This is a genomic window from Staphylococcus caprae (assembly GCF_003966625.1).
In the GTDB taxonomy this organism is placed as follows: domain Bacteria; phylum Bacillota; class Bacilli; order Staphylococcales; family Staphylococcaceae; genus Staphylococcus; species Staphylococcus caprae.
In genome coordinates, this window is the sequence record NZ_AP018587.1 from 1 (window position 1) to 25,312 (window position 25,312).

The following is a 25,312-nucleotide window of genomic DNA, read 5'->3' on the forward strand; positions in this document are numbered from 1 at the left end:
AATCCCTTTTATAAAGCAAGATGATTTTATGACGTATCGCATAACTTTCACTTTCATTATGTGATTTTAAATAGATAGCATTCAAAATATGACTCTCATTTTCTGCGTTATACATTTTTCATACATGTATTATAAATTATTTCCCAAGCGATTATTAAGAGAAGATGAAGAATTTATGAAGTTATCCACTTATTCACAAAAATGTTAGTATTTTCTGTGGATAAAGTATTCTTCATTCACACGGTTATACAATTTTTAGAAACATATTCACAGCCATTTGACATCTGTCGAAGTTAAAAAGTATAATTATGTGGATAAGTCGTTCAAATTGTGATTTTATAAGGATTTATTTATCAAATTTATATACATAAACACTGTGAATAAATCATAGTATTGTATTAGTTATCCACTATCTGTGATTAACTTGTGGATAATTATTAACATGCTGTGATTATTTTTATCCACCGGTGTTATTTCTGTGTATAAGTCTAAAATTTTAAGAAAGATGGAGTTATTTATGTCAGAGAAGGAAATTTGGGACAAAGTTTTAGACATTGCCCAAGAAAGAATTTCACATACCAGCTATCATACGTTTATCAAAGATACGCAACTCTACTCACTTAAAAATGACGAAGCCATTATTTTAACAAGCCTGCCATTTAATGCGAGTTGGCTAAATCAAAGATACTCCGAAATTATGCAGGCTATTATATATGATGTCATTGGTTATGAAGTGAAACCCCATTTTATTACAGAAGATGAGCTTGCTAACTACAGTAATGTGACATCTCACGCAACTCAAGAACCTCAAACTGCTGCTCCAACCCATGATGAAAATAATTGGGGAAAAGAACAATTTAATACGCATAACACATTCGATACTTTCGTAATTGGACCGGGGAACCGCTTCCCACACGCAGCAAGTTTAGCAGTAGCTGAAGCACCAGCCGAAGCATACAATCCTCTATTTATATACGGAGGCGTAGGTTTAGGTAAAACTCACTTAATGCATGCAATTGGTCACCATGTCCTTAGTAATCAACCGAATGCGAAAGTCATTTATACATCAAGTGAGAAATTCACTAACGAATTTATTAAATCAATTCGTGATAATGAAACTGAAGCTTTCCGTGAAAAGTATCGAAACATAGACGTGTTACTGATTGATGATATTCAATTCATTCAAAACAAAGAACAAACTCAAGAAGAGTTCTTCCATACATTTAATGAATTGCATCAAAATAACAAGCAAATCGTCATTTCAAGTGATCGACCACCTAAAGAAATAGCTAAATTAGAAGATCGATTACGTTCACGTTTCGAATGGGGACTCATCGTTGATATCACACCACCAGATTACGAAACAAGAATGGCAATCTTGCAAAAGAAAATAGAAGAAGAAAATCTTGATATACCGCCTGAGGCACTTAACTACATCGCTAATCAAATTCAATCTAATATCCGTGAACTTGAAGGCGCACTAACAAGATTATTAGCTTATTCAAAATTACAAGGTAAACCTATTACAACTGAATTAACTGCAGAAGCACTTAAAGATATTATTCAAGCACCAAAATCTAAAAAAATTACAATTCAAGATATCCAGAAAGTCGTAGGTCAATACTACAGTGTGCGAATTGAAGATTTCAGCGCTAAAAAACGTACAAAATCTATTGCGTATCCTCGTCAAATCGCAATGTATTTATCTAGAGAACTTACTGATTTTTCTTTACCAAAAATTGGTGAAGAATTCGGCGGTCGTGATCATACCACTGTGATTCACGCACACGAAAAAATTGTAAATGACATTAAAGCAGATCCAACATTTAAACAAGAAGTCGAAAATTTAGAAAAAGAAATTAGAAATCAGTAGCGGGAAATAGTGTGACAAGTAGCAAATTACTAAGACAGAGATTTAAAAATATATATTTCGGGAATAATTACAACGAAAAAAAGCATATTAAATTTCTTGAAAAGGTTGAGGCATGAAGTTAATAATTCGAGAAATTGTGGATAATGTTTAAAAGTAATACACAGCGTACACAGTTTATCCACATATGTATAACTGGGCGATTACAAACTTTTTAGAACTTATCCACCAATCCACAGCCCCTACTACTATTACTATGAATTTAAAACCTATATAATTATATATAAACGACTGGAAGGAGTTTAGAAATTAATGATGGAATTCACAATTAAAAGAGATTATTTTATTAATCAACTTAATGACACACTTAAAGCAATTTCACCAAGAACGACACTACCTATTTTAACTGGTATTAAAATCGATGCTAAAGATAATGAAGTGATTTTAACTGGTTCAGATTCAGAAATCTCAATTGAAATTACAATTCCTAAACAAATTGACGGTGAAGACATCGTTGATATCTCAGAAACAGGATCAGTTGTACTCCCTGGTCGTTTCTTCGTAGATATTATTAAAAAGTTACCTGGTAAAGATGTTAAATTATCTACAAATGAACAATTCCAAACGTTAATCACTTCAGGACATTCTGAATTTAACTTAAGTGGATTAGATCCAGATCAATATCCACTATTACCAGAAGTATCAAGAGATGATGCCATTCAATTATCAGTTAAGGTGTTAAAAAACATTATCGCGCAAACAAACTTCGCAGTGTCCACCTCAGAAACACGCCCAGTATTAACGGGTGTGAACTGGCTTATACAAGATAATGAATTAATATGCACAGCGACTGACTCACACCGCTTGGCTGTAAGAAAGTTACAATTGGAAGATGCTTCAGAAAATAAAAATGTCATCATTCCAGGTAAAGCATTATCTGAATTAAATAAGATTATGAGTGACAGTGATGAAGATATTGATATCTTCTTTGCATCTAACCAAGTTCTATTCAGAGTTGGAAATGTTAACTTTATTTCACGTTTACTTGAAGGTCACTATCCTGATACAACTCGTTTATTCCCAGAAAACTATGAAATCAAATTAGGAATTAATAACGGTGATTTCTATCATGCAATCGATCGTGCTTCTTTATTAGCGCGTGAAGGTGGAAATAATGTCATCAAACTAAGTACTGGAAATGAATTAGTAGAATTATCTTCAACATCTCCTGAAATTGGTACAGTAAAAGAAGAAGTTAATGCAAATGATGTTGAAGGTGGAAACTTAAAAATTTCTTTCAACTCTAAATATATGATGGATGCTCTAAAAGCAATCGATAATGATGAAGTTGAAGTTGAATTCTTTGGAACGATGAAGCCATTTATTTTAAAACCAAAAGATGACGATTCTGTAACACAATTAATTTTACCTATCAGAACATATTAGTTTGTTATAATGAATGAGATAATTATAGAAAAGCTAAACCTGTTATATATTTAACGTAGAGGTTGTCCGAGTGACAATCTCTTTTTAGTTGGTTTAGATTTATTTTAAGGATACTGAGAGACGTTCTGTGAAACGATAATAAAATTCGAGAGGTAATCATCCTATTTGTTAAAATTAAGTAAAATGCCTCTCAAAAATCAAAATACACATGCATAGGTAATTAAAATTTCACTAATTTATAAACCGCTAAAAATGTATGAGAGGTAACGTAATTTTTTAGGAATAAAAATATATATCGAGTTAAGTGATTTCATTCTTTGTTTTACATGAAATCTAAGGCGAAAAAAGGTATAATATATTAATGACATATAAAGAAATGGAGTGATCATTTTGGTTCAAGAAGTTGTTGTAGAAGGAAACATTACTTTAGGCCAATTTCTTAAAACTGAAGGCATTATTGAATCTGGTGGACAAGCCAAATGGTTTCTACAAGATTTTCAAGTTTTAATCAATGGCCAACGTGAAACGCGTCGTGGTAAGAAATTAGAACACAACGACAGAATTGATATCACAGATTTACCTGAGGATACAGGTTCTTTTCTAATCATTCATCAAGGTGAACAATGAAACTCAATACACTCCAATTAGAGAATTATCGTAACTATGAAGAGGTTACATTAGATTGTCATCCAGAAGTGAATATTCTCATAGGCGAGAATGCGCAAGGGAAGACGAATTTACTTGAATCAATTTATACTCTAGCACTTGCTAAAAGTCATCGTACTTCCAATGATAAGGAACTCATACGTTTTAACTCTGATTATGCTAAAATAGAAGGTGAGCTGAGTTATAGACATGGCACAATGCCACTTACAATGTTTATAACTAAAAAAGGTAAACAAGTTAAAGTGAATCACCTTGAACAAAGTAGACTGACTCAATATGTGGGACACTTGAACGTCGTGCTTTTTGCACCGGAGGATTTAAATATTGTTAAAGGTTCTCCGCAAATACGTCGTCGTTTCATAGATATGGAGTTGGGACAAATTTCAGCCGTTTACTTAAATGATTTAGCTCAATACCAACGTATTCTTAAACAAAAGAATAACTATTTAAAGCAATTACAAATTGGACAGAAGACGGATACGACGATGTTAGAAGTTTTAAACCAACAATTTGCTCAATATGCTTTAAAGGTAACGTTACGTCGTGAGCATTTTATAAAGGAACTAGAAGAACTCGCACAACCCATTCATTCAGGCATTACTAATGAGCGCGAGAAATTAGCACTTAAATATCTACCTAGCTTAAAGTTAAGCGACTATGAAAAAGACGAGTCAGAATTGCTAGATGAAGTGATGACGTTATTAAACGATAACTTGAAGCGAGAAAAAGAGAGAGGTGTGTGTCTATACGGACCACATCGTGATGATTTAGGATTCAATGTTAATGGCATGGATGCTCAAATATATGGTTCACAAGGCCAACAACGAACAACTGCATTGTCAATTAAGCTAGCAGAAATTGAATTAATGAATATTGAGGTTGGGGAATATCCAATCTTGCTATTAGACGATGTGCTTAGTGAACTTGATGATTCACGACAAACGCATCTCTTAAGTACGATTCAACATAAAGTACAAACATTCGTAACTACAACGTCTGTGGACGGTATAGATCATGAAATCATGAATAACGCTAAGTTATACCGTATAAGTCAAGGCGAATTACTAAAGTAACAAGAAAGTGATGGTGAATACATTGTCAGATGTAAACAACACAGATAATTATGGTGCTGGACAGATACAAGTATTAGAAGGTCTTGAAGCGGTGCGTAAAAGACCAGGTATGTATATTGGTTCAACTTCCGAAAGAGGATTGCACCATTTAGTATGGGAAATTGTTGATAATAGTATTGACGAAGCATTAGCAGGTTATGCTGATCAAATAGAGGTCATCATTGAGAAAGACAATTGGATTAAAGTTACTGACAATGGTCGTGGAATTCCTGTTGATATTCAAGAGAAAATGGGACGTCCTGCTGTCGAAGTTATCTTAACTGTACTCCATGCAGGAGGTAAATTTGGTGGTGGCGGATATAAAGTATCCGGTGGACTTCATGGTGTAGGTTCATCCGTAGTTAATGCGCTTTCCCAAGATCTTGAAGTATACGTATATCGAAATGAAACGATTTATCACCAAGCCTACAAAAAAGGTGTACCTCAATTTGACTTGAAAGAAATTGGTGAAACGGATCAAACAGGTACAGCTATCCGCTTTAAAGCTGACGGCGATATCTTTACTGAGACAACGGTTTATAATTACGAAACGTTACAACAACGTATACGTGAACTTGCATTCTTAAATAAAGGTATTCAAATCACTTTAAGAGATGAGCGTGAAGAAGAAGTACGCGAAGACTCCTATCACTATGAAGGTGGTATTAAGTCTTATGTAGAATTGCTAAATGAGAACAAAGAACCGATTCATCAAGAGCCTATCTACATACATCAAACTAAAGACGATATCGAAGTAGAAATTGCCATCCAATATAACAGTGGCTATGCGACAAACTTATTAACTTACGCAAATAATATCCACACTTACGAAGGCGGTACGCATGAAGACGGCTTCAAACGTGCATTGACACGTGTATTAAATAGTTATGGAACGCAAAGTAAAATCATCAAAGAAGATAAAGATAGACTTTCAGGTGAAGATACGCGTGAAGGTTTAACAGCTATTATCTCAATTAAACATGGTGACCCTCAATTCGAAGGACAAACGAAGACGAAGTTAGGTAACTCTGAAGTACGTCAAGTCGTAGATAAATTATTCTCAGAACACTTTGAACGCTTTTTATACGAGAACCCTTCTGTGGGCCGTATTATTGTTGAAAAGGGTATTATGGCATCTAGAGCACGTGTTGCAGCTAAAAAAGCACGTGAAGTAACACGTCGTAAATCAGCATTAGATGTTTCAAGTTTACCAGGTAAATTAGCAGATTGTTCTAGTAAAAATCCTGATGAAAGTGAGATTTTCTTAGTAGAGGGTGACTCTGCCGGGGGGTCTACAAAATCAGGTCGTGACTCAAGAACGCAAGCGATTTTACCGTTAAGAGGTAAAATCTTAAATGTTGAAAAGGCACGTCTAGATCGTATTCTAAATAACAATGAAATTCGCCAAATGATTACTGCGTTTGGTACAGGTATCGGTGGAGAATTCGATATTTCAAAAGCACGTTATCATAAAATTGTTATTATGACAGATGCGGATGTCGATGGTGCACATATTCGTACACTATTACTTACATTCTTCTATCGTTTCATGAGACCGTTAATTGAAGCGGGATATGTCTACATTGCTCAGCCACCTTTATATAAATTGACACAAGGTAAGCAGAAGTATTACGTATTCAACGATAGAGAATTAGATAAACTTAAAGCGGAATTAAATCCTACACCTAAATGGTCTATCTCTCGTTACAAAGGTCTTGGAGAGATGAACGCCGATCAATTATGGGAAACGACTATGAATCCAGAGCACCGCTCAATGTTGCAAGTGAGACTTGAAGACGCAATTGATGCAGACCAAACATTTGAAATGTTAATGGGTGACGTTGTAGAAAATCGTAGACAATTTATCGAAGATAATGCAGTTTACGCCAACCTAGATTTCTAAGCACTATGAACTGAACTTTTGAAGGAGGATCTCTTGATGGCTGAATTACCTCAATCAAGAATTAATGAACGAAATATAACCAGTGAAATGCGTGAATCATTCTTAGACTATGCCATGAGTGTTATTGTTTCTCGTGCATTACCTGACGTTAGAGATGGATTAAAGCCTGTACATCGTCGTATCTTATATGGTCTAAATGAACAAGGCATGACACCAGATAAACCGTATAAGAAATCTGCGCGTATCGTTGGGGACGTTATGGGTAAATATCACCCACATGGTGACCTTTCAATCTACGAAGCGATGGTTAGAATGGCCCAAGATTTCAGTTACCGTTACCCTCTTGTAGATGGACAAGGTAACTTTGGTTCTATGGATGGTGATGGCGCAGCAGCAATGCGTTACACCGAGGCACGTATGACTAAGATTACGTTAGAACTTCTACGTGATATCAATAAAGATACCATTGATTTTATCGACAACTATGATGGTAATGAAAGAGAGCCGTCAGTCTTACCTGCACGTTTCCCTAACCTTTTAGTGAACGGTGCTGCTGGGATTGCTGTAGGTATGGCGACTAACATTCCTCCTCACAATTTAACAGAAGTAATTGATGGTGTATTAAGTTTAAGTAAGAACCCAGATATTACAATTAATGAATTGATGGAAGATATTCAAGGTCCAGATTTTCCAACTGCAGGTTTAATTTTAGGGAAAAGTGGCATCCGTCGCGCATATGAAACAGGACGTGGTTCAATTCAAATGCGTTCACGTGCGGAAATTGAAGAACGAGGTGGCGGACGTCAACGTATCGTCGTGACTGAAATACCTTTCCAAGTCAATAAAGCACGTATGATTGAGAAAATCGCAGAACTTGTAAGAGATAAGAAAATTGATGGAATTACAGATTTACGTGATGAAACAAGTTTACGTACAGGGGTTAGAATCGTTATTGATGTACGTAAAGATGCCAATGCGAGCGTAATCCTAAACAATTTATATAAACAAACACCATTACAAACATCATTTGGTGTGAATATGATTGCCTTAGTCAATGGCAGACCTAAATTAATTAATTTAAAAGAAGCGTTAATTCACTATTTAGAGCATCAGAAAGTAGTAGTAAGACGACGCACTGAATATAATTTAAGAAAGGCCAAAGATCGCGCACATATTCTAGAAGGTTTACGAATTGCGTTAGATCACATTGACGAAATTATTACAACTATTCGTGAATCTGAAACTGATAAAATCGCAATGGAAAGCTTGCAAGAACGCTTTAAGCTATCTGAACGTCAAGCGCAAGCGATCTTAGATATGCGTTTAAGACGTTTAACAGGATTAGAACGCGATAAAATTGAATCAGAATATAACGAACTTCTTGAATATATTAAAGAATTAGAAGAAATTCTTGCTGATGAAGAAGTATTATTACAATTAGTTCGTGACGAACTCTCAGAAATTAAAGAACGCTTCGGAGATGAACGTCGTACCGAAATTCAATTAGGTGGATTAGATGATTTAGAAGATGAAGATTTAATCCCTGAAGAACAAATTGTGATTACATTAAGCCACAATAATTACATTAAACGATTACCTGTTTCTACATATCGTTCACAAAACCGTGGCGGACGTGGTGTACAAGGTATGAATACGCTTGAAGAAGACTTTGTGAGTCAGTTAGTTACTTTAAGTACACATGATAATGTTTTATTCTTCACGAATAAAGGTCGTGTGTATAAACTTAAAGGTTACGAAGTACCTGAGCTCTCTCGTCAATCGAAAGGTATTCCAATCGTTAATGCTATTGAGCTTGAGAATGATGAAACAATCAGTACGATGATTGCGGTTCGAAACCTTGAAAGCGAAGATGATTATCTTGTGTTTGCTACGAAACGTGGTATTGTTAAACGTTCAGCACTTAGCAACTTCTCACGTATTAATAAGAACGGTAAGATTGCAATCAGCTTTAAAGAAGATGATGAATTGATTGCGGTTCGTTTAACTACAGGTAATGAAGACATCCTTATCGGTACGTCTCATGCATCACTAATTCGCTTCCCTGAATCAGCATTGCGTCCATTAGGTCGTACTGCTGCCGGTGTGAAAGGTATTACATTACGTGAAGGCGACGAAGTTGTAGGACTGGATGTGGCTCATGCAGAAAGTGAAGATGAAGTCTTAGTTGTTACTGAAAATGGTTACGGTAAACGTACACCAGTAAGTGAATACAGATTATCAAATCGTGGCGGTAAAGGTATTAAAACAGCAACAATTACTGAACGTAATGGTAATATCGTATGTATCACTACAGTGACAGGTGAAGAAGACTTAATGGTTGTAACAAACGCAGGTGTTATCATTCGTCTTGATGTGGAAGATATTTCTCAAAATGGTCGTGCCGCTCAAGGTGTACGCTTGATGAAATTAGGCGAAGGTCAATTTGTTTCAACAGTTGCTAAAGTCAAAGAAGAAGATGAAAATGATGAGGACAATGAGGATTCAGATGAAACAACATCTTCTGAAACAGCAACAGAAGAAGTTGTAGATGATCAAACACCAGGTAATGCGATTCATACAGAAGTAGAGGAAGAGACATCTAAAGTTAAAACAGATGACAACGATGATAGAATCGATGTGCGTCAAGACTTTATGGATCGTGTAAATGAAGATATTGAAAGTGCTTCAGATAACGAAGACGACAATGAATAATAATATATGAAAAAATCAGGTTCTCGCTCTATATAGAGTAAGAACCTGATTTTTTTATAGCAATATAAGATTTGACTAACCTTCTAATTGTTTCATAACGTATGGAATCTCGCTAATTAAACGAGAAGGTGGCACGACGTACATAGTATCAGATAATTTCTCTCCGATATAACTATGAATGTAAGTGGCACTTGTAACAGCGTCTTTCAAACTATCGAATTGACCGACAAAGCTCGTAATCATGCCGGCAAGCGTATCACCCATACCACCAGTAGCCATTGCTGGTGTACCTATAGCTAATTTATAAGCATCATCTTTAAAGTAAATCTCAGTACCATGTTGCTTTAAAACTACTGTCGCACCAAGACGGTTAACCGCCTCTATATTACGTTCATACGTTTGTTCTTCTATTGGAATACCACTTAAACGTTCCCATTCTTTTTGATGTGGCGTGAAAATGACACGACACGTTGGAATTTGCGGTTTCAATTTACTAAATATTGTAATTGCATCGCCATCTACAATGAGATTTTGATGTGGTTGAATATTTTGAAGTAAGAAAGTAATCGCATTATTACCTTTGAAATCAACACCTAGACCAGGACCAATCAAGATACTATCTGTGGCTTCAATCATTTTCGTTAACATCTTCGTATCATTGATATCAATGACCATCGCTTCTGGACAACGAGAATGTAACGCTGCGTGATTGGTAGGATGTGTTGCAACAGTGATTAAACCACTTCCACTATATACACATGCACGTGCAGCAAGCATAATTGCGCCGCCCATGTTAGCAGAACCGCCGATTAGCAAGATTTTACCGTAATCGCCTTTATGTGTTTCGTCTTTTCTTATAGGAATATTAACAGAATCTAACGTTTCCATAATGACATAACCTCCATTAAAAAGTTACTTCCCGTTTACCATACACAAGACGCCCTACCGTCTCAAAATCACTTTATAACGCGATGTGTACAGTTATTTTCAAGAAGTTGAAGACCCATTAAAATTGCTCATTCTCTTTTAAATACAATAGAAAATACTATACCTGTAAATCACTTTCGTCAATAGGTATTTCAGAATTTAAAAAACGAAGTCACCCCTCTGTTTAAAATCTAAAAATGTCATAATCCAATTTTCTTTAAAAAATAAAAATGACGCACCCAAATACTTTAACTAATTAAAATATTAAATTGATAATGCATTATAAAAATTTCAAAAAGTGTTGTGATTATAAAAATGAAAACGTATACTTTCCTGTAATGGAGCTAAAATTTAAACAAAGGGGTTGTTCAAATGACATTATTCTTAAACGGGGAATCATTAACGATTAAAGAAATTAAGAAACTTCTAAATCAAGATTTAAAAATTGATATTTCAGAAGATGCCATTGAACGTGTGAAGAAGAGTCGCCAAGTTGTTGAACGCATTATAGAGAACAAAGAAACGATTTATGGTATTACGACAGGCTTCGGTTTATTTAGTGATGTATTAATCGATCCAAGTCAATACAATGAATTACAAGTTAACCTCATTCGTTCCCATGCATGTGGTATTGGGAAACCATTTTCAGAAGAAGTGGCATTAGTAATGATGGTACTACGTTTAAATACATTATTGAAAGGCCACTCTGGAGTAACTTTAGAATTAGTAGATCAATTGAAGTTCTTTATTAATGAGCGCATTATTCCGGTCATCCCGCAACAAGGGTCATTAGGAGCTTCCGGTGATTTGGCGCCATTATCCCATTTAGTGCTTGCGCTTATCGGTGAAGGGGATGTTTATTATGAAAATGAACAAGTCGATAGTCGCCACGTATTAAATGAATTAGGACGTAAGCCATTAAAGCTACAAGCGAAAGAAGGCTTGGCACTTATCAATGGTACACAAGCCATGACAGCACAAGGCGTTATCAATTACATTGAAGCGGAAGACTTAGGCTATCAAGTTGAATGGATTGCGTCACTTACACATCAAGCTTTAAACGGAATCACTGACGCTTATAATCACAACGTACATAAAGTACGTAATATTCAAGAACAAGTTGATGTGGCGGCACGTATGCGACATTGGCTTGAAGATTCACAACTCACAACACGCCAAGCAGAATTACGTGTTCAAGATGCATACAGTTTACGCTGTATTCCGCAAATTCATGGCGCAAGCTTCCAAGTTTTCAATTATGTAAGAGAGAAATTGGAATTTGAAATGAACGCTGCGAATGATAATCCTCTCATTTTCGATGAAGATGACGAGACATTAGTCATTTCAGGTGGTAATTTCCATGGTCAACCTGTCGCCCTCGCATTAGATCATTTGAAATTGGGCGTCAGTGAGTTAGCAAACGTTGCTGAGCGTCGTTTAGAACGTTTGATTAATCCACAATTGAATGGTGATTTGCCAGCATTTTTAAGTCCAGAGCCAGGTTTACAAAGTGGTGCGATGATTATGCAATATGCTGCAGCTAGTCTCGTTTCTGAAAATAAAATCCTCGCCCACCCAGCGAGTGTCGATTCTATACCGTCTTCAGCTAACCAAGAAGATCACGTCTCAATGGGGACAATTGCTTCAAGACATGGTTACCAAATGATTGAAAATGCACGACGTGTCATTGCAATCGAATGCGTGATTGCCTTACAAGCAGTTGAATATAAAGGTGTGGATAAGCTTTCACCAAAAACACGTGAGAAATATGAAGAATATCGTAAAATTGTGCCTTCTATTACACAAGATCGCCAATTTCATAAAGATATCGAAGCAGTTGCACAATATCTTAGAGATGATGCGTACAATAACGCATAATTTCAAATTAATTATCATAATTTTACAATTACTTGAAAAGTTCAAAAGACTTTGCTATATTAAAAATAACTTAATAAAACATTGTTCGTAGGCCAAGTAGCATTAATCACGCGATTTCAGAGAGCTTGTGGTAAGTGAGAACAAGTAATCGCTATTCATGTGAATCTACCTACTATATGAGAGCAATCGGTAATAACCGTTATTTTAGTTAAGTGCAATTTAAAGTAATCGATATGACGATTTATTTTAAATTGTTAAATAGGGTGGCAACGCGTAGACCACGTCCCTTGTCGGGGATGTGGTCTTTTTTTATTGTTTACCAGCACGAAGTCATCCAAAAATATAATATTTTAAACACTTGGGAAAGGATGAAGGTTACATGTTAGATATTCGTTTATTTAGAAATGAACCAGACAAAGTTAAGAGCAAAATTGAATTAAGAGGAGACGATCCTAAAGTAGTCGATGAAGTTTTAGAATTAGACGAACAACGTCGTCAATTAATCGGTAAAACAGAAGAAATGAAAGCAAAACGTAATAAAGTCAGCGAAGAAATTGCACAGAAAAAACGTAACAAAGAAAATGCTGACGACGTAATCGCAGAAATGCGTAACTTAGGAGACGAAATCAAAGAAAATGATGCGAAATTAAATGAAGTAGATAATAAAGTAAGAGATATTTTAATTCGCATTCCAAACTTAATCAATGATGACGTACCTCAAGGTGAATCAGATGAAGAAAACGTTGAATTGAAAAAATGGGGTACTCCTCGTGAATTCAATTTTGAACCTAAAGCGCACTGGGATTTAGTAGAAGATCTTAAAATGGCTGATTTCGATCGCGCTGCTAAAGTATCAGGTGCCCGTTTCGTATATCTAACAAATGAAGGTGCACACTTAGAACGTGCATTGATGAACTACATGCTTACTAAACATACGACACAACACGGTTACACTGAAATGATGACACCACAACTTGTAAATGCAGATACAATGTTTGGTACAGGTCAATTACCTAAATTCGAAGAAGACTTATTTAAAGTTGAAAAAGAAGGATTATATACCATCCCAACTGCTGAAGTACCATTAACAAACTTCTACAGAGACGAAATCATTCAACCAGGTGTGTTACCTGAAAAATTCACAGGACAAACAGCATGTTTCCGTAGTGAGGCGGGATCAGCTGGACGTGATACAAGAGGTTTAATTCGTCTACACCAATTCGATAAAGTTGAAATGGTACGTTTCGAAAAACCTGAAGATTCTTGGGATGCTTTAGAAGATATGACACAAAATGCTGAAGCAATTTTAGAAGAATTAGGTTTACCATACCGTCGTGTGATCTTATGTACTGGTGATATTGGTTTCAGTGCTAGTAAAACATATGACTTAGAAGTATGGTTACCAAGTTATAATGACTACAAAGAAATTAGTTCTTGCTCAAACTGTACTGATTTCCAAGCACGTCGTGCAAACATTCGCTTCAAACGTGACAATTCAGCTAAACCTGAATTAGCACACACTTTAAATGGTAGTGGTTTAGCAGTAGGACGTACATTCGCAGCTATCGTTGAAAACTATCAAAATGAAGACGGTACAATCACAATTCCAGAAGCATTAGTACCATTCATGGGTGGAAAAACTAAAATTGATAAACCCACAAAATAATAAACACAAAGGGTTCAATTAAAAGACAAAATCAATTTAAGTCTTATAGGCAATGACTGAATAAGTCATTGTCTTTTTTTTAATACTTTTAAAACAAAAATAGGGGAGGGGGAGCCCTTAAATAAACTCAAATTTGAGAGGTAAGTCTAAAAGAAGAAACAAAATTCTGAAATTTTATAAACGCATTCATAACAATACTTATGAGTATTAGGGTTGTCTAACCTCACACAAACTGGTGTCTTAAGATATTGAATATAAAGAATAAATATATTAGACTTACTTTACTATTTTACCGGGAAGAATGGAGGCTGAATAAATGGCGCATCTTACATTTAAGCAAGGGGTAAGAGAATGTATTCCTACATTATTTGGATACGCTGGCGTAGGTTTGTCATTTGGTATTGTCGCAGCCTCTCAAAAATTTAGTATTTTAGAAATTATTTTATTATGCCTCATTATTTATGCAGGTGCAGCGCAGTTTATCGTTTGTGCTTTATTAATTGCTGGCACGCCCATATCTGCAATTGTCCTTACAACACTTATCGTTAACTCAAGAATGTTCCTATTAAGTATGACCTTAGCACCTAACTATAAGCATTACGGCTTTTGGAATAGGGTAGGACTCGGCACATTACTCACCGATGAGACTTTCGGAGTCGCAATTACGCCCTACATTAAAGGCGAAAAGATTAATGATCGATGGCTTCATGGTCTCAATCTTACAGCTTATTTATTTTGGACCATTTCATGTGTGGCAGGCGCATTATTTGGTAAATACATCTCTAATCCCAATACGCTCGGTTTAGACTTCGCCATTACTGCAATGTTTATCTTTTTAGGGTTCTCTCAATTTGAGTCAATCAAGAAATCACGCCTTAGAATTTATATTTTATTAATTATCTGTGTGGTTGTGTTGATGCTTACATTGAGCTTAATGATGCCATCGTATGTAGCGATATTAATTGCAGCAACTGTGACGGCAGCTTTAGGGGTGGTGATAGAAAGATGAACACAGACTTACATACATTCACACTTATTATTTTATGCGGAATTGTAACGCTACTGATGCGAATTATTCCATTTATCTTAATTTCGAGAGTGCATTTACCAGAAATTGTCGTTAAGTGGCTCTCGTTCATTCCAATCACACTATTTACTGCACTTGTCATCGACGGGGTCATTCAACAACACGACAACGCATTTGGATATACACTAAATCTTCCATATATTGTCGCTATCATACCCACCGTCTTTCTCGCTATCTTCACTCGCAGTCTGACTGTAACAATTGTTGGCGGTATCATTATTATTGCTTGTTTACGCTTTTTCTTTTAATTTCTGAAAATGACAGCAAAACATTGAAGTCATAAAAGAAGTTAGATAAAATCTAATTAATTAGAAAATTTAGAAAATTAAAGTTGGAATTAACAACAGTAATATCACACAACTAAATTGATGAAATCTTATTTCGAGAAGCTGAGGGAATTGGCCCAACGATGCTTCAGCAACCGACTAGCAATAGCACGGTGCTACAACCAACGAGTATCTCGAATGATAAGTACTGAATCGCTTCTTACTTGTTCATTTGAGTAAGAAGCTTTTTTAGTAAGAGGAGGTAGCGATAAGGATGACGAATTATAAAGTAGATACGTTAGAATTAGGCACATTTACAACTGAATCTGGCGAGACAATAGACAACTTGAAACTACGTTACGAACATGTGGGATACCCAGGCCAACCACTTGCTGTCGTATGTCATGCATTAACAGGTAACCACTTAACCTATGGCACCGATGATCAACATGGATGGTGGCGCGAAATTATTGATGGTGGTTATATCCCGCTTCACGATTACCAATTTCTAACATTCAACGTTATCGGTAGTCCCTTCGGCTCAAGTTCCAAGCTCAATGACCCTAACTTTCCAGAGCACCTCACATTAAGAGATATTGTTAAAGCGATTGAGAAAGGTATTCAGGCGCTCGGTTTCAAGAGGATTAATATTCTTATAGGTGGTAGCCTCGGTGGTATGCAAGCGATGGAATTACTATATAACAATCAATTTCATGTCGATAAAGCCATTATTTTAGCTTCAACGGATAAGACGTCATCTTATAGTCGCGCATTTAATGAAATTGCACGCCAAGCCATTCACCTTGGTGGAAAGGAAGGCTTAAGTATAGCACGTCAACTCGGTTTCTTAACATATCGTTCTTCGAAAAGTTATGATCAACGATTTACACCAGAAGAAGTTGTGAGTTACCAGCAACATCAAGGCGATAAATTCAAAAATCGTTTCGACTTAAAATGCTATTTAACACTGCTGGATGTCTTAGATAGTCATAATATTGATCGAGGACGAGATGACGTAGACGAAGTGTTTCAATCATTAGAAACTAAAGTCTTAACCATGGGCTTTATAGATGATTTACTTTATCCTGATGACCAAGTCAGAGCAGTAGGGGAGAGGTTTAAATACCATCGTCATTTCTTTGTACCTGATAACGTTGGCCATGACGGCTTCCTCCTCAACTTTAATGATTGGGCACCCAATTTATACCACTTCCTAAACTTAAAACAATTTAAAAGGAAATAAATAACGACCGTCTTATTACAATAAAGGATTACAATCGCCCATTGCGATTGCATAAGTGCTACTAATTAATGCATACGCATTAATTGCTTTAAAAGGATTACAATCGTTATCACGATTGCATAAGTCATACTAACTAATGACGATGTCATTAGAAGTATGACTTTATTGTTAATTTTTGGCAAAGAGGTTAAAATAGAGGTTATAGTCAAAAAGTATGGGAGTGGCGTGTGTGTTTTCAAAAATACAACCTAAAGCAACTATTATTGCAACAATTTCATTACTTATAGTCGCTTTAGTAACACATGTATTACCTATTCTCGGCTTAATTTTATGTTTATTTGCAACGATTCCTGGCATCGTGCTATGGAACCGCTCTGTACAATCATTTGGAATTAGCGCATTAGTAACAGTTATTCTTACAACGTTATTAGGTAATACATTTGTCTTAAGTATGATGGTACTGATCTTAATTTTAAGTTTTATCATCGGTCAATTACTTAAGGAAAGAACTTCAAAAGAAAGAATTCTATATATTTCAACGGCTTCAATCAGTTTAATCACATTGATTGGATTCATGTTATTACAATCATTTGAGAAAATCCCAAAAGCAGCCGTATTAATTAAGCCATTTAAAGATGCAATTCATGATGCCGTCTTAACAAGTGGAGTAGATTCTAACTATAGACAGATGTTTGAGGAAGTTTTCCGACAATCAACGGTTCAACTCCCTAGCTATCTCATTATAGTCATTTTCCTTTTAATCTTAATTAATCTGATTATTACATTTCCAATTTTACGAAAATTCAAGGTCGCAACACCTATTTTTAAACCATTATTTGCTTGGCAAATGAGCCGTACATTATTATGGATTTATCTTATAGTTCTCATATGTGTTATGTTTGCGAACCAACCAGGCACATTCCAAAGCATCGTTTTAAACTTTGAAATTGTGTTATCATTAGTGATGTATATCCAAGGTTTAAGCGTCATTCATTTCTTTGGTAAAGCTAAGAAATGGCCGGATGCCTTAACGATATTCTTGATGGTGATAGGGACATTAATTACACCACTCACACATATCGTAGGATTACTTGGCGTTATTGATTTATGTATTAATTTGAAACGAATAATAAAAAAATGATTATTAAATAGTGATTAGAGGTGGAAAAATGAACCGTCAATCCACTAAAAAAGCGTTGCTCATACCATTCATATTAATGGTACTTACAGCCATTGCATTAGTCATCGTATGGTTTATTTTCAACCAAATCGTCGCAGGCATTGCTGCAGCAATCCTCGTCGTGATGATTATCATTAGTGGCGTGTTATTGAGACAAGCTTTTCTTAAAATGGATAATTATGTGGATGATTTAAGTGGTCATATCTCGGCAAGTAGCAATAAAGCAATCAAGCATTTGCCTATAGGGATGATAGTGTTAGATGAGAATAATCACATTGAGTGGATGAACCAATTCATGACAGAGCACGTTGAAACGAATGTGATTTCTGAAAATGTAAACGAAGTCTTTCCTAACATATTAAAACAATTAGAAAAGGTTCAAGAAGTAGAAATAGAACATAACAGCTATCATTATCACGTGCGTTATTCAGATAATGAACATTGTTTATACTTCTTCGATATCACAGAAAGTGTACATACAAGCGAATTGTATGAGGATTCAAAGCCAATCATCGCAACATTATTCTTAGATAACTACGATGAAATTACACAGAATATGAACGATACACAACGTTCAGAAATCAACTCAATGGTTACACGTGTAATTAGCCGTTGGGCACAAGAGTTTAACATTTATTTCAAACGTTATAATTCAGATCAGTTCGTTGCATATCTCAATCAGAAGATTCTAGCAGAACTTGAAGATTCAAACTTTGAAATTTTAAGCCAGTTAAGAGAGAAGAGTGTCGGTTACCGTGCACAACTTACACTAAGTATAGGTGTCGGTGAAGGGACAGAGAACCTTATCGACCTCGGTGATTTATCACAATCAGGTCTAGACTTAGCACTCGGACGTGGTGGTGACCAAGTTGCCATTAAGAATATGAATGGTAACGTTCGTTTCTACGGCGGTAAGACTGACCCGATGGAGAAACGTACACGCGTACGAGCTCGAGTGATTTCTCACGCATTGAAAGATATCCTCACTGAAGGCGACAAAGTAATTATTATGGGACATAAACGTCCTGACTTAGATGCAATTGGGGCAGCTATTGGTGTGTCACGCTTTGCATTAATGAATAACTTAGAAGCTTACGTCGTTTTAAACGAGTCTGATATCGACCCAACGTTACGTCGTGTAATGGATGAAATTGATAAGAAACCTGAATTGAAAGAGCGTTTTGTCACATCAGATGAGGCCTGGGATATGATGACATCTAAGACGACAGTCGTTGTCGTGGATACGCACAAGCCTGAGATGGTCTTAGATGAAAATGTTTTAAACAAAGCAAACCGTAAAGTCGTTATTGACCACCATAGACGTGGCGAAAGCTTTATTTCAAACCCATTATTGGTATATATGGAACCATATGCAAGTTCGACTGCAGAACTTGTTACTGAATTATTAGAATATCAACCGACTGAACAAAGATTGACACGTCTAGAATCAACAGTCATGTATGCAGGTATTATCGTAGATACAAGAAACTTCACATTAAGAACAGGTTCAAGAACATTTGATGCAGCAAGTTACTTACGTGCACATGGCGCAGATACAATCTTGACTCAACACTTCTTAAAAGATGATGTAGATACGTATATTAATCGTTCTGAGCTCATTCGAACAGTAAAACTGCAAGATCATGGCATAGCAATTGCACATGGATCTGATGAGAAAATCTATCATCCTGTGACGGTTGCACAAGCTGCCGACGAGTTGTTAAGTTTAGAAGGTATCGAGGCATCTTATGTTGTAGCTAAACGTGAAGATAATCTTATTGGTATCTCTGCACGTTCACTAGGTTCCATCAATGTCCAACTTACTATGGAAGCATTAGGTGGCGGTGGACACCTTACAAATGCAGCTACACAAATTAAAGGTGTTACTATAGATGAAGCAATAGAACAATTACAACAAGCAATTACAGAACAAATGAGTAGGAGTGAAGACGCATGAAAGTAATTTTCACACAAGATGTTAAAGGTAAAGGTAAAAAAGGCGAAGTGAAAGACGTACCTGTAGGTTACGCAAATAACTTCTTACTTAAAAACAACTATGCTGTAGAAGCAACTCCTGGTAACTTAAAACAATTAGAACAACAAAATAAACGTGCTGAAGCGGATAGACAACAAGAAATTGATGAAGCTAAAGCATTGAAAGAGAAATTAGAAAATATCGAAGTGGAAGTATCAGCTAAAACAGGTGAAGGCGGTAAATTGTTTGGTTCAGTTAGTACAAAACAAATTGCCGAAGCACTTAATAAGCAACATGATATTAAAATTGATAAACGTAAAATGGATTTACCACAAGGTATTCACGCATTAGGTTACACAAACGTACCAGTTAAACTAGACAAAGAAGTTGAAGGTACAATTCGAGTACACACAGTAGAACAGTAATTTAAAACGTTACTTTAGTGATGCTTATAGAATTAACGGATATCTATCATTCACTCACTTTGTTGCGACGCTTTCCCAGGGCACAAGATCAGCCTATAGTCTTCGCTTAGCGCTTTTCCTCGGGAGTCGCGTAACATTGTTCGTTGATTTAATTTCACTATAATAATCTCATTACTGAATTTCGAAATAATAAAGATGGATTGAAATAAGAGGTGTAAGCAAACAATGGATGGAATGTATGAGCAAAATCAAATGCCACATAGCAATGAAGCTGAACAATCTGTCTTAGGTGCCATTATTATAGATCCAGAATTGATTAACACAACTCAGGAAGTCCTTCTTCCTGAGTCGTTTTATAGAGGCGCCCATCAACATATCTTCCGCGCAATGATGCATCTGAATGAAGACAACAAAGAAATCGACGTTGTCACACTCATGGATCAACTCTCAAGCGAAGGAAGTTTAAGTGAAGCGGGCGGTCCACAATACCTCGCAGAACTATCGACAAACGTACCGACAACACGCAATGTTCAATACTACACAGATATTGTCTTTAAACATGCGTTGAAACGTAAATTAATTCAAACTGCCGATAGTATCGCGAATGATGGCTATAATGATGAATTAGAACTAGATACCATTCTAAGTGACGCCGAACGACGTATTCTTGAACTTTCTTCTACAAGAGAAAGTGATGGATTTAAAGATATTAGAGATGTCTTAGGGCAAGTCTATGAAACAGCCGAAGAACTCGACCAAAATAGTGGTCAAACGCCTGGTATTCCAACAGGTTATCGAGATCTTGACCAAATGACAGCAGGCTTTAACCGTAATGATTTAATTATATTAGCGGCGCGTCCTTCAGTAGGTAAGACTGCCTTCGCACTTAATATCGCACAAAAAGTAGCGACACACGAAGATATGTTTACAGTTGGTATCTTCTCTCTAGAGATGGGTGCTGACCAACTTGCAACACGTATGATTTGTAGTTCAGGCAACGTTGACTCTAACCGTTTAAGAACAGGTACTATGACTGAGGAAGACTGGAATCGTTTTACAATTGCGGTAGGTAAATTATCACGCACGAAGATTTTCATAGACGATACACCAGGTATTCGTATCACTGATTTACGTTCTAAATGTCGTCGTCTTAAACAAGAACACGGCCTCGATATGATTGTGATTGACTACTTACAATTAATTCAAGGTAGCGGGTCTCGTTTCTCAGACAACCGTCAACAAGAAGTCTCTGAAATTTCACGTACACTTAAAGCAATTGCGCGTGAACTTGAATGCCCAGTGATTGCATTGAGTCAGCTTTCACGTGGTGTGGAACAACGTCAAGATAAACGTCCGATGATGAGTGACATTCGTGAATCTGGGTCAATCGAGCAAGATGCTGATATCGTCGCTTTCTTATACCGTGATGATTACTATAATCGCGGTGAAGGTGATGAGGACGACGATGATGCAGGTTTCGAACCTCAAACGAATGATGATAACGGCGAAATTGAAATCATCATTGCTAAACAACGTAACGGCCCGACAGGTACCGTTAAGCTTCATTTCATGAAACAATATAATAAATTTACTGACATTGATTATGCTCATGCAGAAATGTCATAAAATATTTTTTCCGTACGATAAACTAATTACAAGTTTTATTGTACGGTTTTTATTTTGATTTACTCCTATAAAATCATTTGAAGTATGTATATCATTTTCCGGAAAACAAACCTAAAAGTACTGATATAACAATGCTCAAGCCCGCATAAAAGTAAAAACAAAATTAACAAATTGCAAACAACCTATAGCGATTTAATGTTCGATTTTTATTTGCAAATTCATAATCATATTGGTAGAATATCTAATGGTTAAATGAGAAAAACTTGGAGGTGCTCTTATGTCATCAATCGTAGTAGTTGGGACACAATGGGGAGACGAAGGTAAAGGTAAAATTACAGATTTCTTAGCAGAACAAGCAGATGTGATTGCAAGATTTTCAGGTGGTAATAATGCGGGACACACAATTCAATTTGGTGGAGAAACGTACAAATTACATTTAGTACCATCAGGTATTTTTTATAAAGATAAATTAGCAGTTATTGGTAATGGTGTAGTAGTAGATCCAGTCGCATTATTAAAAGAATTAGACGGTTTAAACGAACGCGGCATTTCAACAGACAACTTACGTATTTCAAACCGTGCACAAGTCATCTTACCTTATCACCTAGCTCAAGACGAATATGAAGAACGTCGTCGTGGAGATAACAAAATCGGTACAACGAAAAAAGGTATCGGCCCAGCTTACGTAGATAAAGCACAACGTATTGGTATTCGAGTAGCAGACTTACTGGAGAAAGACACATTCGAACGCCGTCTTAAAGAAAATATTGAATATAAAAATGCGTATTTCAAAGGAATGTTCAACGAAACATGCCCTACGTTTGATGAAATCTTTGACGAGTACTATGCAGCAGGTCAACGCTTAAAAGAATATGTCACAGATACAGCTAAAATCTTAGACGATGCAAATGTTACAGATGAAAAGGTATTATTCGAAGGTGCACAAGGTGTGATGTTAGACATCGACCACGGCACATATCCATTCGTTACATCTAGTAACCCAGTTGCAGGTAACGTGACAGTAGGTACAGGCGTAGGCCCTACATCAGTATCTAAAGTTATTGGCGTATGTAAATCATATACTTCACGTGTAGGTGATGGTCCATTCCCTACTGAATTATTCGATGAAGACGGACATCACATTAGAGAAGTTGGTCGTGAATATGGTACAACAACAGGACGTCCACGTCGTGTAGGTTGGTTCGACTCAGTTGTATTACGTCACTCACGCCGTGTAAGTGGTATTACAGACCTTTCTATCAACTCAATCGACGTTTTAACTGGCTTAGATACAGTTAAGATTTGTACAGCTTACGAATTAGATGGAGAAGAAATCACTGAATATCCTGCAAACTTAGATCAATTAAGACGCTGTAAACCAATTTTTGAAGAACTTCCAGGTTGGACAGAAGACATTACAGGATGCCGCAGTTTAGAAGAACTCCCTGAAAATGCACGCAAATACTTAGAACGCATTTCAGAATTATGTGGCGTACACATCTCAATCTTCTCTGTAGGCCCAGACCGCGAACAAACAAACTTATTAGAACAATTATGGTAAAACAAGATATAAAAGAAAGCTGAGATATCAAATGATGTCCCAGCCTCAAAAGAGATTGGGACATCATTAATTGTCTTAGTCTTCTTAACATATTGGCAGTAGATGTCTGAATTGAAAGTGCGCTTATATCAAGCTTCTTTCAATCCTAGCCATCCTTGCCGGGGTGAGACAACGAAAATAATTTTGATAAATTATATTTCTGTCTCTCTCCCTTTTACATTATTTATATAGAAGAAAATAGTTCAGCACCAAATATCATTACAATTCACACTATACGCTCAACACTTTTATAGCAATATTTCTCCTTTATTAACCCACAAAAAATATTGTTAAATTTATGTAAAAAATAGCTTGTCATCAAAAGATTAGCTATGCTATAATCTATCTTGTGCTTAAGAACGGCTCCTTGGTCAAGCGGTTAAGACACCGCCCTTTCACGGCGGTAACACGGGTTCGAGTCCCGTAGGAGTCACCATTATAGGTCCCGTAGTGTAGCGGTTAACACGCCTGCCTGTCACGCAGGAGATCGCGGGTTCGATTCCCGTCGGGACCGTATTGCCTACCCAATAGGGTAGGCATTTTTTTATGCTTGCATATCCGCTAATTTCCTATTACAATCAACCACAATCACATCCAACAGGTTCGACCTCAGCGTACACAAATCTACTCCCTTTACAACGCTATGACGCTGCAACAAAAACTTAACATTTGTCCTATTTGTTCATATTTTCAGAAGAAGAATCGCGTAACCATACGTTTTACACCAATTATTTATATTACAAAATAATGAGAATACTGATATATAAACGTTTTAAGCTATTTGCAAGTGTTCAACATATTTTGTGAAACAGTATTTCGGTGGTAAACTTATAAATAATATTATTCTATAATTTTTAATACTAAAATAGAATTAACCGTTCATAAATGGTAAATTATATATTAGATAACTATGCGCTATATATACAGAGTAAATCACCTTTCACAAGGTTCAAACTAGAAAAATATAGCCTTCACATAATTAAACGAACGGAAGAATTACACTTTGAGAAAAGAGGTTTAAAGTATATGGCTAGAAAAGTTGTTGTAGTCGATGATGAAAAACCAATTGCTGATATTTTAGAATTTAATTTGAAAAAAGAAGGGTACGAAGTATTCTGCGCTTACGATGGTAACGACGCAGTAGATTTAATCTACGAAGAAGAACCAGACATCGTATTATTAGACATCATGTTACCAGGCAGAGACGGCATGGAAGTCTGCCGTGAAGTCCGTAAAAAATTCGAAATGCCTATCATCATGTTGACAGCGAAAGACTCAGAAATTGATAAAGTATTAGGTCTCGAATTAGGTGCAGACGATTATGTAACAAAACCTTTCAGCACACGTGAACTCATCGCACGTGTGAAAGCAAACTTGCGCCGTCATTATTCACAACCAGCACAAGAAGTGAGTGGCGCGACAAACGAAATTACAATTAAAGATATTGTCATCTACCCAGATGCATACTCAATTAAAAAACGCGGTGAAGATATCGAATTAACACATCGTGAATTTGAATTATTCCACTATCTTTCTAAACATATGGGTCAAGTAATGACACGTGAACATTTATTACAAACAGTGTGGGGTTATGACTATTTCGGTGATGTGCGTACTGTCGACGTAACCATCCGTCGTCTACGTGAGAAAATTGAAGACGATCCATCGCACCCAGAATATATCGTGACACGTAGAGGCGTTGGATACTTCCTCCAACAACATGATTAGAG

18 protein-coding genes, 2 tRNA genes, 1 riboswitch and 1 other annotated feature are annotated in these 25,312 nt (G+C 36.2%); of the genes, 19 read left to right on the top strand and 1 reads right to left on the bottom strand.

The window, feature by feature from the left end:
* Positions 1 to 517 precede the first annotated feature (517 nt).
* From dnaA to gyrA, 6 genes are all read left to right on the top strand, one after another.
* Positions 518 to 1,873, top strand: coding sequence for a chromosomal replication initiator protein DnaA (dnaA, locus tag JMUB898_RS00005; RefSeq protein WP_037541782.1), 1,356 nt, complete (start codon positions 518 to 520; stop codon positions 1,871 to 1,873).
* 309 nt (positions 1,874 to 2,182) lie between these two features.
* Positions 2,183 to 3,316, top strand: a complete 1,134-nt coding sequence (dnaN, locus tag JMUB898_RS00010) for a DNA polymerase III subunit beta (protein WP_044466540.1) — start codon at positions 2,183 to 2,185, stop codon at positions 3,314 to 3,316.
* A gap of 381 nt (positions 3,317 to 3,697) precedes the next feature.
* Positions 3,698 to 3,943 carry a S4 domain-containing protein YaaA gene (gene yaaA, locus JMUB898_RS00015; protein ID WP_002445048.1) on the top strand — a complete coding sequence of 82 codons (246 nt, stop codon included), beginning with the start codon at positions 3,698 to 3,700 and terminating at the stop codon, positions 3,941 to 3,943.
* A complete protein-coding gene (recF, locus tag JMUB898_RS00020; RefSeq protein WP_002445047.1) occupies positions 3,940 to 5,055 on the top strand; it encodes a DNA replication/repair protein RecF in 1,116 nt (371 codons plus the stop codon). Before yaaA ends, recF begins: the two co-directional genes overlap by 4 nt.
* Positions 5,056 to 5,065: 10 nt before the next feature.
* Positions 5,066 to 6,997, top strand: a complete 1,932-nt coding sequence (gene gyrB, locus JMUB898_RS00025) for a DNA topoisomerase (ATP-hydrolyzing) subunit B (RefSeq protein WP_002445044.1) — start codon at positions 5,066 to 5,068, stop codon at positions 6,995 to 6,997.
* A 36-nt stretch (positions 6,998 to 7,033) separates the two neighbouring features.
* On the top strand, positions 7,034 to 9,709 hold the full coding sequence (gene gyrA / locus JMUB898_RS00030; protein WP_126501866.1) for a DNA gyrase subunit A: 2,676 nt from the start codon (positions 7,034 to 7,036) through the stop codon (positions 9,707 to 9,709).
* Between the two features lie 75 nt (positions 9,710 to 9,784).
* Here the strand turns inward: gyrA and JMUB898_RS00035 are convergent, their stop codons facing one another.
* Complete coding sequence (locus JMUB898_RS00035; RefSeq protein WP_002445041.1) at positions 9,785 to 10,597, bottom strand: NAD(P)H-hydrate dehydratase; 813 nt, start codon at positions 10,595 to 10,597, stop codon at positions 9,785 to 9,787.
* Positions 10,598 to 11,008: 411 nt separating this feature from the next.
* Between JMUB898_RS00035 and hutH the strand changes: the two genes are divergently transcribed.
* The 13 genes from hutH (at position 11,009) to yycF (ending at position 25,310) form a co-directional block, all read left to right on the top strand.
* Positions 11,009 to 12,514, top strand: a complete 1,506-nt coding sequence (hutH, locus tag JMUB898_RS00040; RefSeq protein ID WP_002445039.1) for a histidine ammonia-lyase — start codon at positions 11,009 to 11,011, stop codon at positions 12,512 to 12,514.
* A 76-nt stretch (positions 12,515 to 12,590) separates the two neighbouring features.
* Positions 12,591 to 12,805, top strand: a binding site (T-box leader).
* A gap of 88 nt (positions 12,806 to 12,893) precedes the next feature.
* Complete coding sequence (gene serS / locus JMUB898_RS00045; RefSeq protein WP_037541780.1) at positions 12,894 to 14,180, top strand: serine--tRNA ligase; 1,287 nt, start codon at positions 12,894 to 12,896, stop codon at positions 14,178 to 14,180.
* Positions 14,181 to 14,496: 316 nt separating this feature from the next.
* Positions 14,497 to 15,189 (top strand): AzlC family ABC transporter permease, encoded by a 693-nt coding sequence (locus tag JMUB898_RS00050; RefSeq protein WP_002445035.1) that lies wholly within the window; start codon positions 14,497 to 14,499, stop codon positions 15,187 to 15,189.
* Positions 15,186 to 15,515, top strand: coding sequence for an AzlD domain-containing protein (locus JMUB898_RS00055; protein WP_002445033.1), 330 nt, complete (start codon positions 15,186 to 15,188; stop codon positions 15,513 to 15,515). Before JMUB898_RS00050 ends, JMUB898_RS00055 begins: the two co-directional genes overlap by 4 nt.
* A 125-nt stretch (positions 15,516 to 15,640) precedes the next feature.
* Positions 15,641 to 15,741, top strand: a riboswitch (SAM riboswitch).
* Between the two features lie 66 nt (positions 15,742 to 15,807).
* On the top strand, positions 15,808 to 16,776 hold the full coding sequence (gene metX / locus JMUB898_RS00060) for a homoserine O-acetyltransferase MetX (RefSeq protein ID WP_002445032.1): 969 nt from the start codon (positions 15,808 to 15,810) through the stop codon (positions 16,774 to 16,776).
* A gap of 214 nt (positions 16,777 to 16,990) precedes the next feature.
* The gene (locus tag JMUB898_RS00065; protein ID WP_095323425.1) at positions 16,991 to 17,917 is read left to right on the top strand and encodes a YybS family protein; all 927 of its coding nucleotides are present in this window, start codon (positions 16,991 to 16,993) and stop codon (positions 17,915 to 17,917) included.
* 28 nt (positions 17,918 to 17,945) lie between these two features.
* On the top strand, positions 17,946 to 19,913 hold the full coding sequence (locus tag JMUB898_RS00070) for a DHH family phosphoesterase (RefSeq protein WP_037541779.1): 1,968 nt from the start codon (positions 17,946 to 17,948) through the stop codon (positions 19,911 to 19,913).
* Positions 19,910 to 20,356: a 50S ribosomal protein L9 gene (gene rplI, locus JMUB898_RS00075; protein WP_002445026.1), complete on the top strand. Its 447-nt coding sequence runs from the start codon at positions 19,910 to 19,912 to the stop codon at positions 20,354 to 20,356. Before JMUB898_RS00070 ends, rplI begins: the two co-directional genes overlap by 4 nt.
* Positions 20,357 to 20,581: 225 nt before the next feature.
* Positions 20,582 to 21,982 (top strand): replicative DNA helicase, encoded by a 1,401-nt coding sequence (gene dnaB, locus JMUB898_RS00080; RefSeq protein ID WP_002445024.1) that lies wholly within the window; start codon positions 20,582 to 20,584, stop codon positions 21,980 to 21,982.
* A 277-nt stretch (positions 21,983 to 22,259) separates the two neighbouring features.
* Entirely contained in the window at positions 22,260 to 23,543 is a 1,284-nt protein-coding gene (locus tag JMUB898_RS00085; RefSeq protein ID WP_002445022.1) for an adenylosuccinate synthase, read from the top strand.
* A 400-nt stretch (positions 23,544 to 23,943) separates the two neighbouring features.
* Positions 23,944 to 24,018 (top strand) — tRNA-Glu (locus JMUB898_RS00090).
* Positions 24,019 to 24,023: 5 nt separating this feature from the next.
* Positions 24,024 to 24,096: transfer RNA gene (locus JMUB898_RS00095), tRNA-Asp, on the top strand.
* A 512-nt stretch (positions 24,097 to 24,608) separates the two neighbouring features.
* A complete protein-coding gene (yycF, locus tag JMUB898_RS00100; RefSeq protein ID WP_002434481.1) occupies positions 24,609 to 25,310 on the top strand; it encodes a response regulator YycF in 702 nt (233 codons plus the stop codon).
* Positions 25,311 to 25,312: the final 2 nt, after the last annotated feature.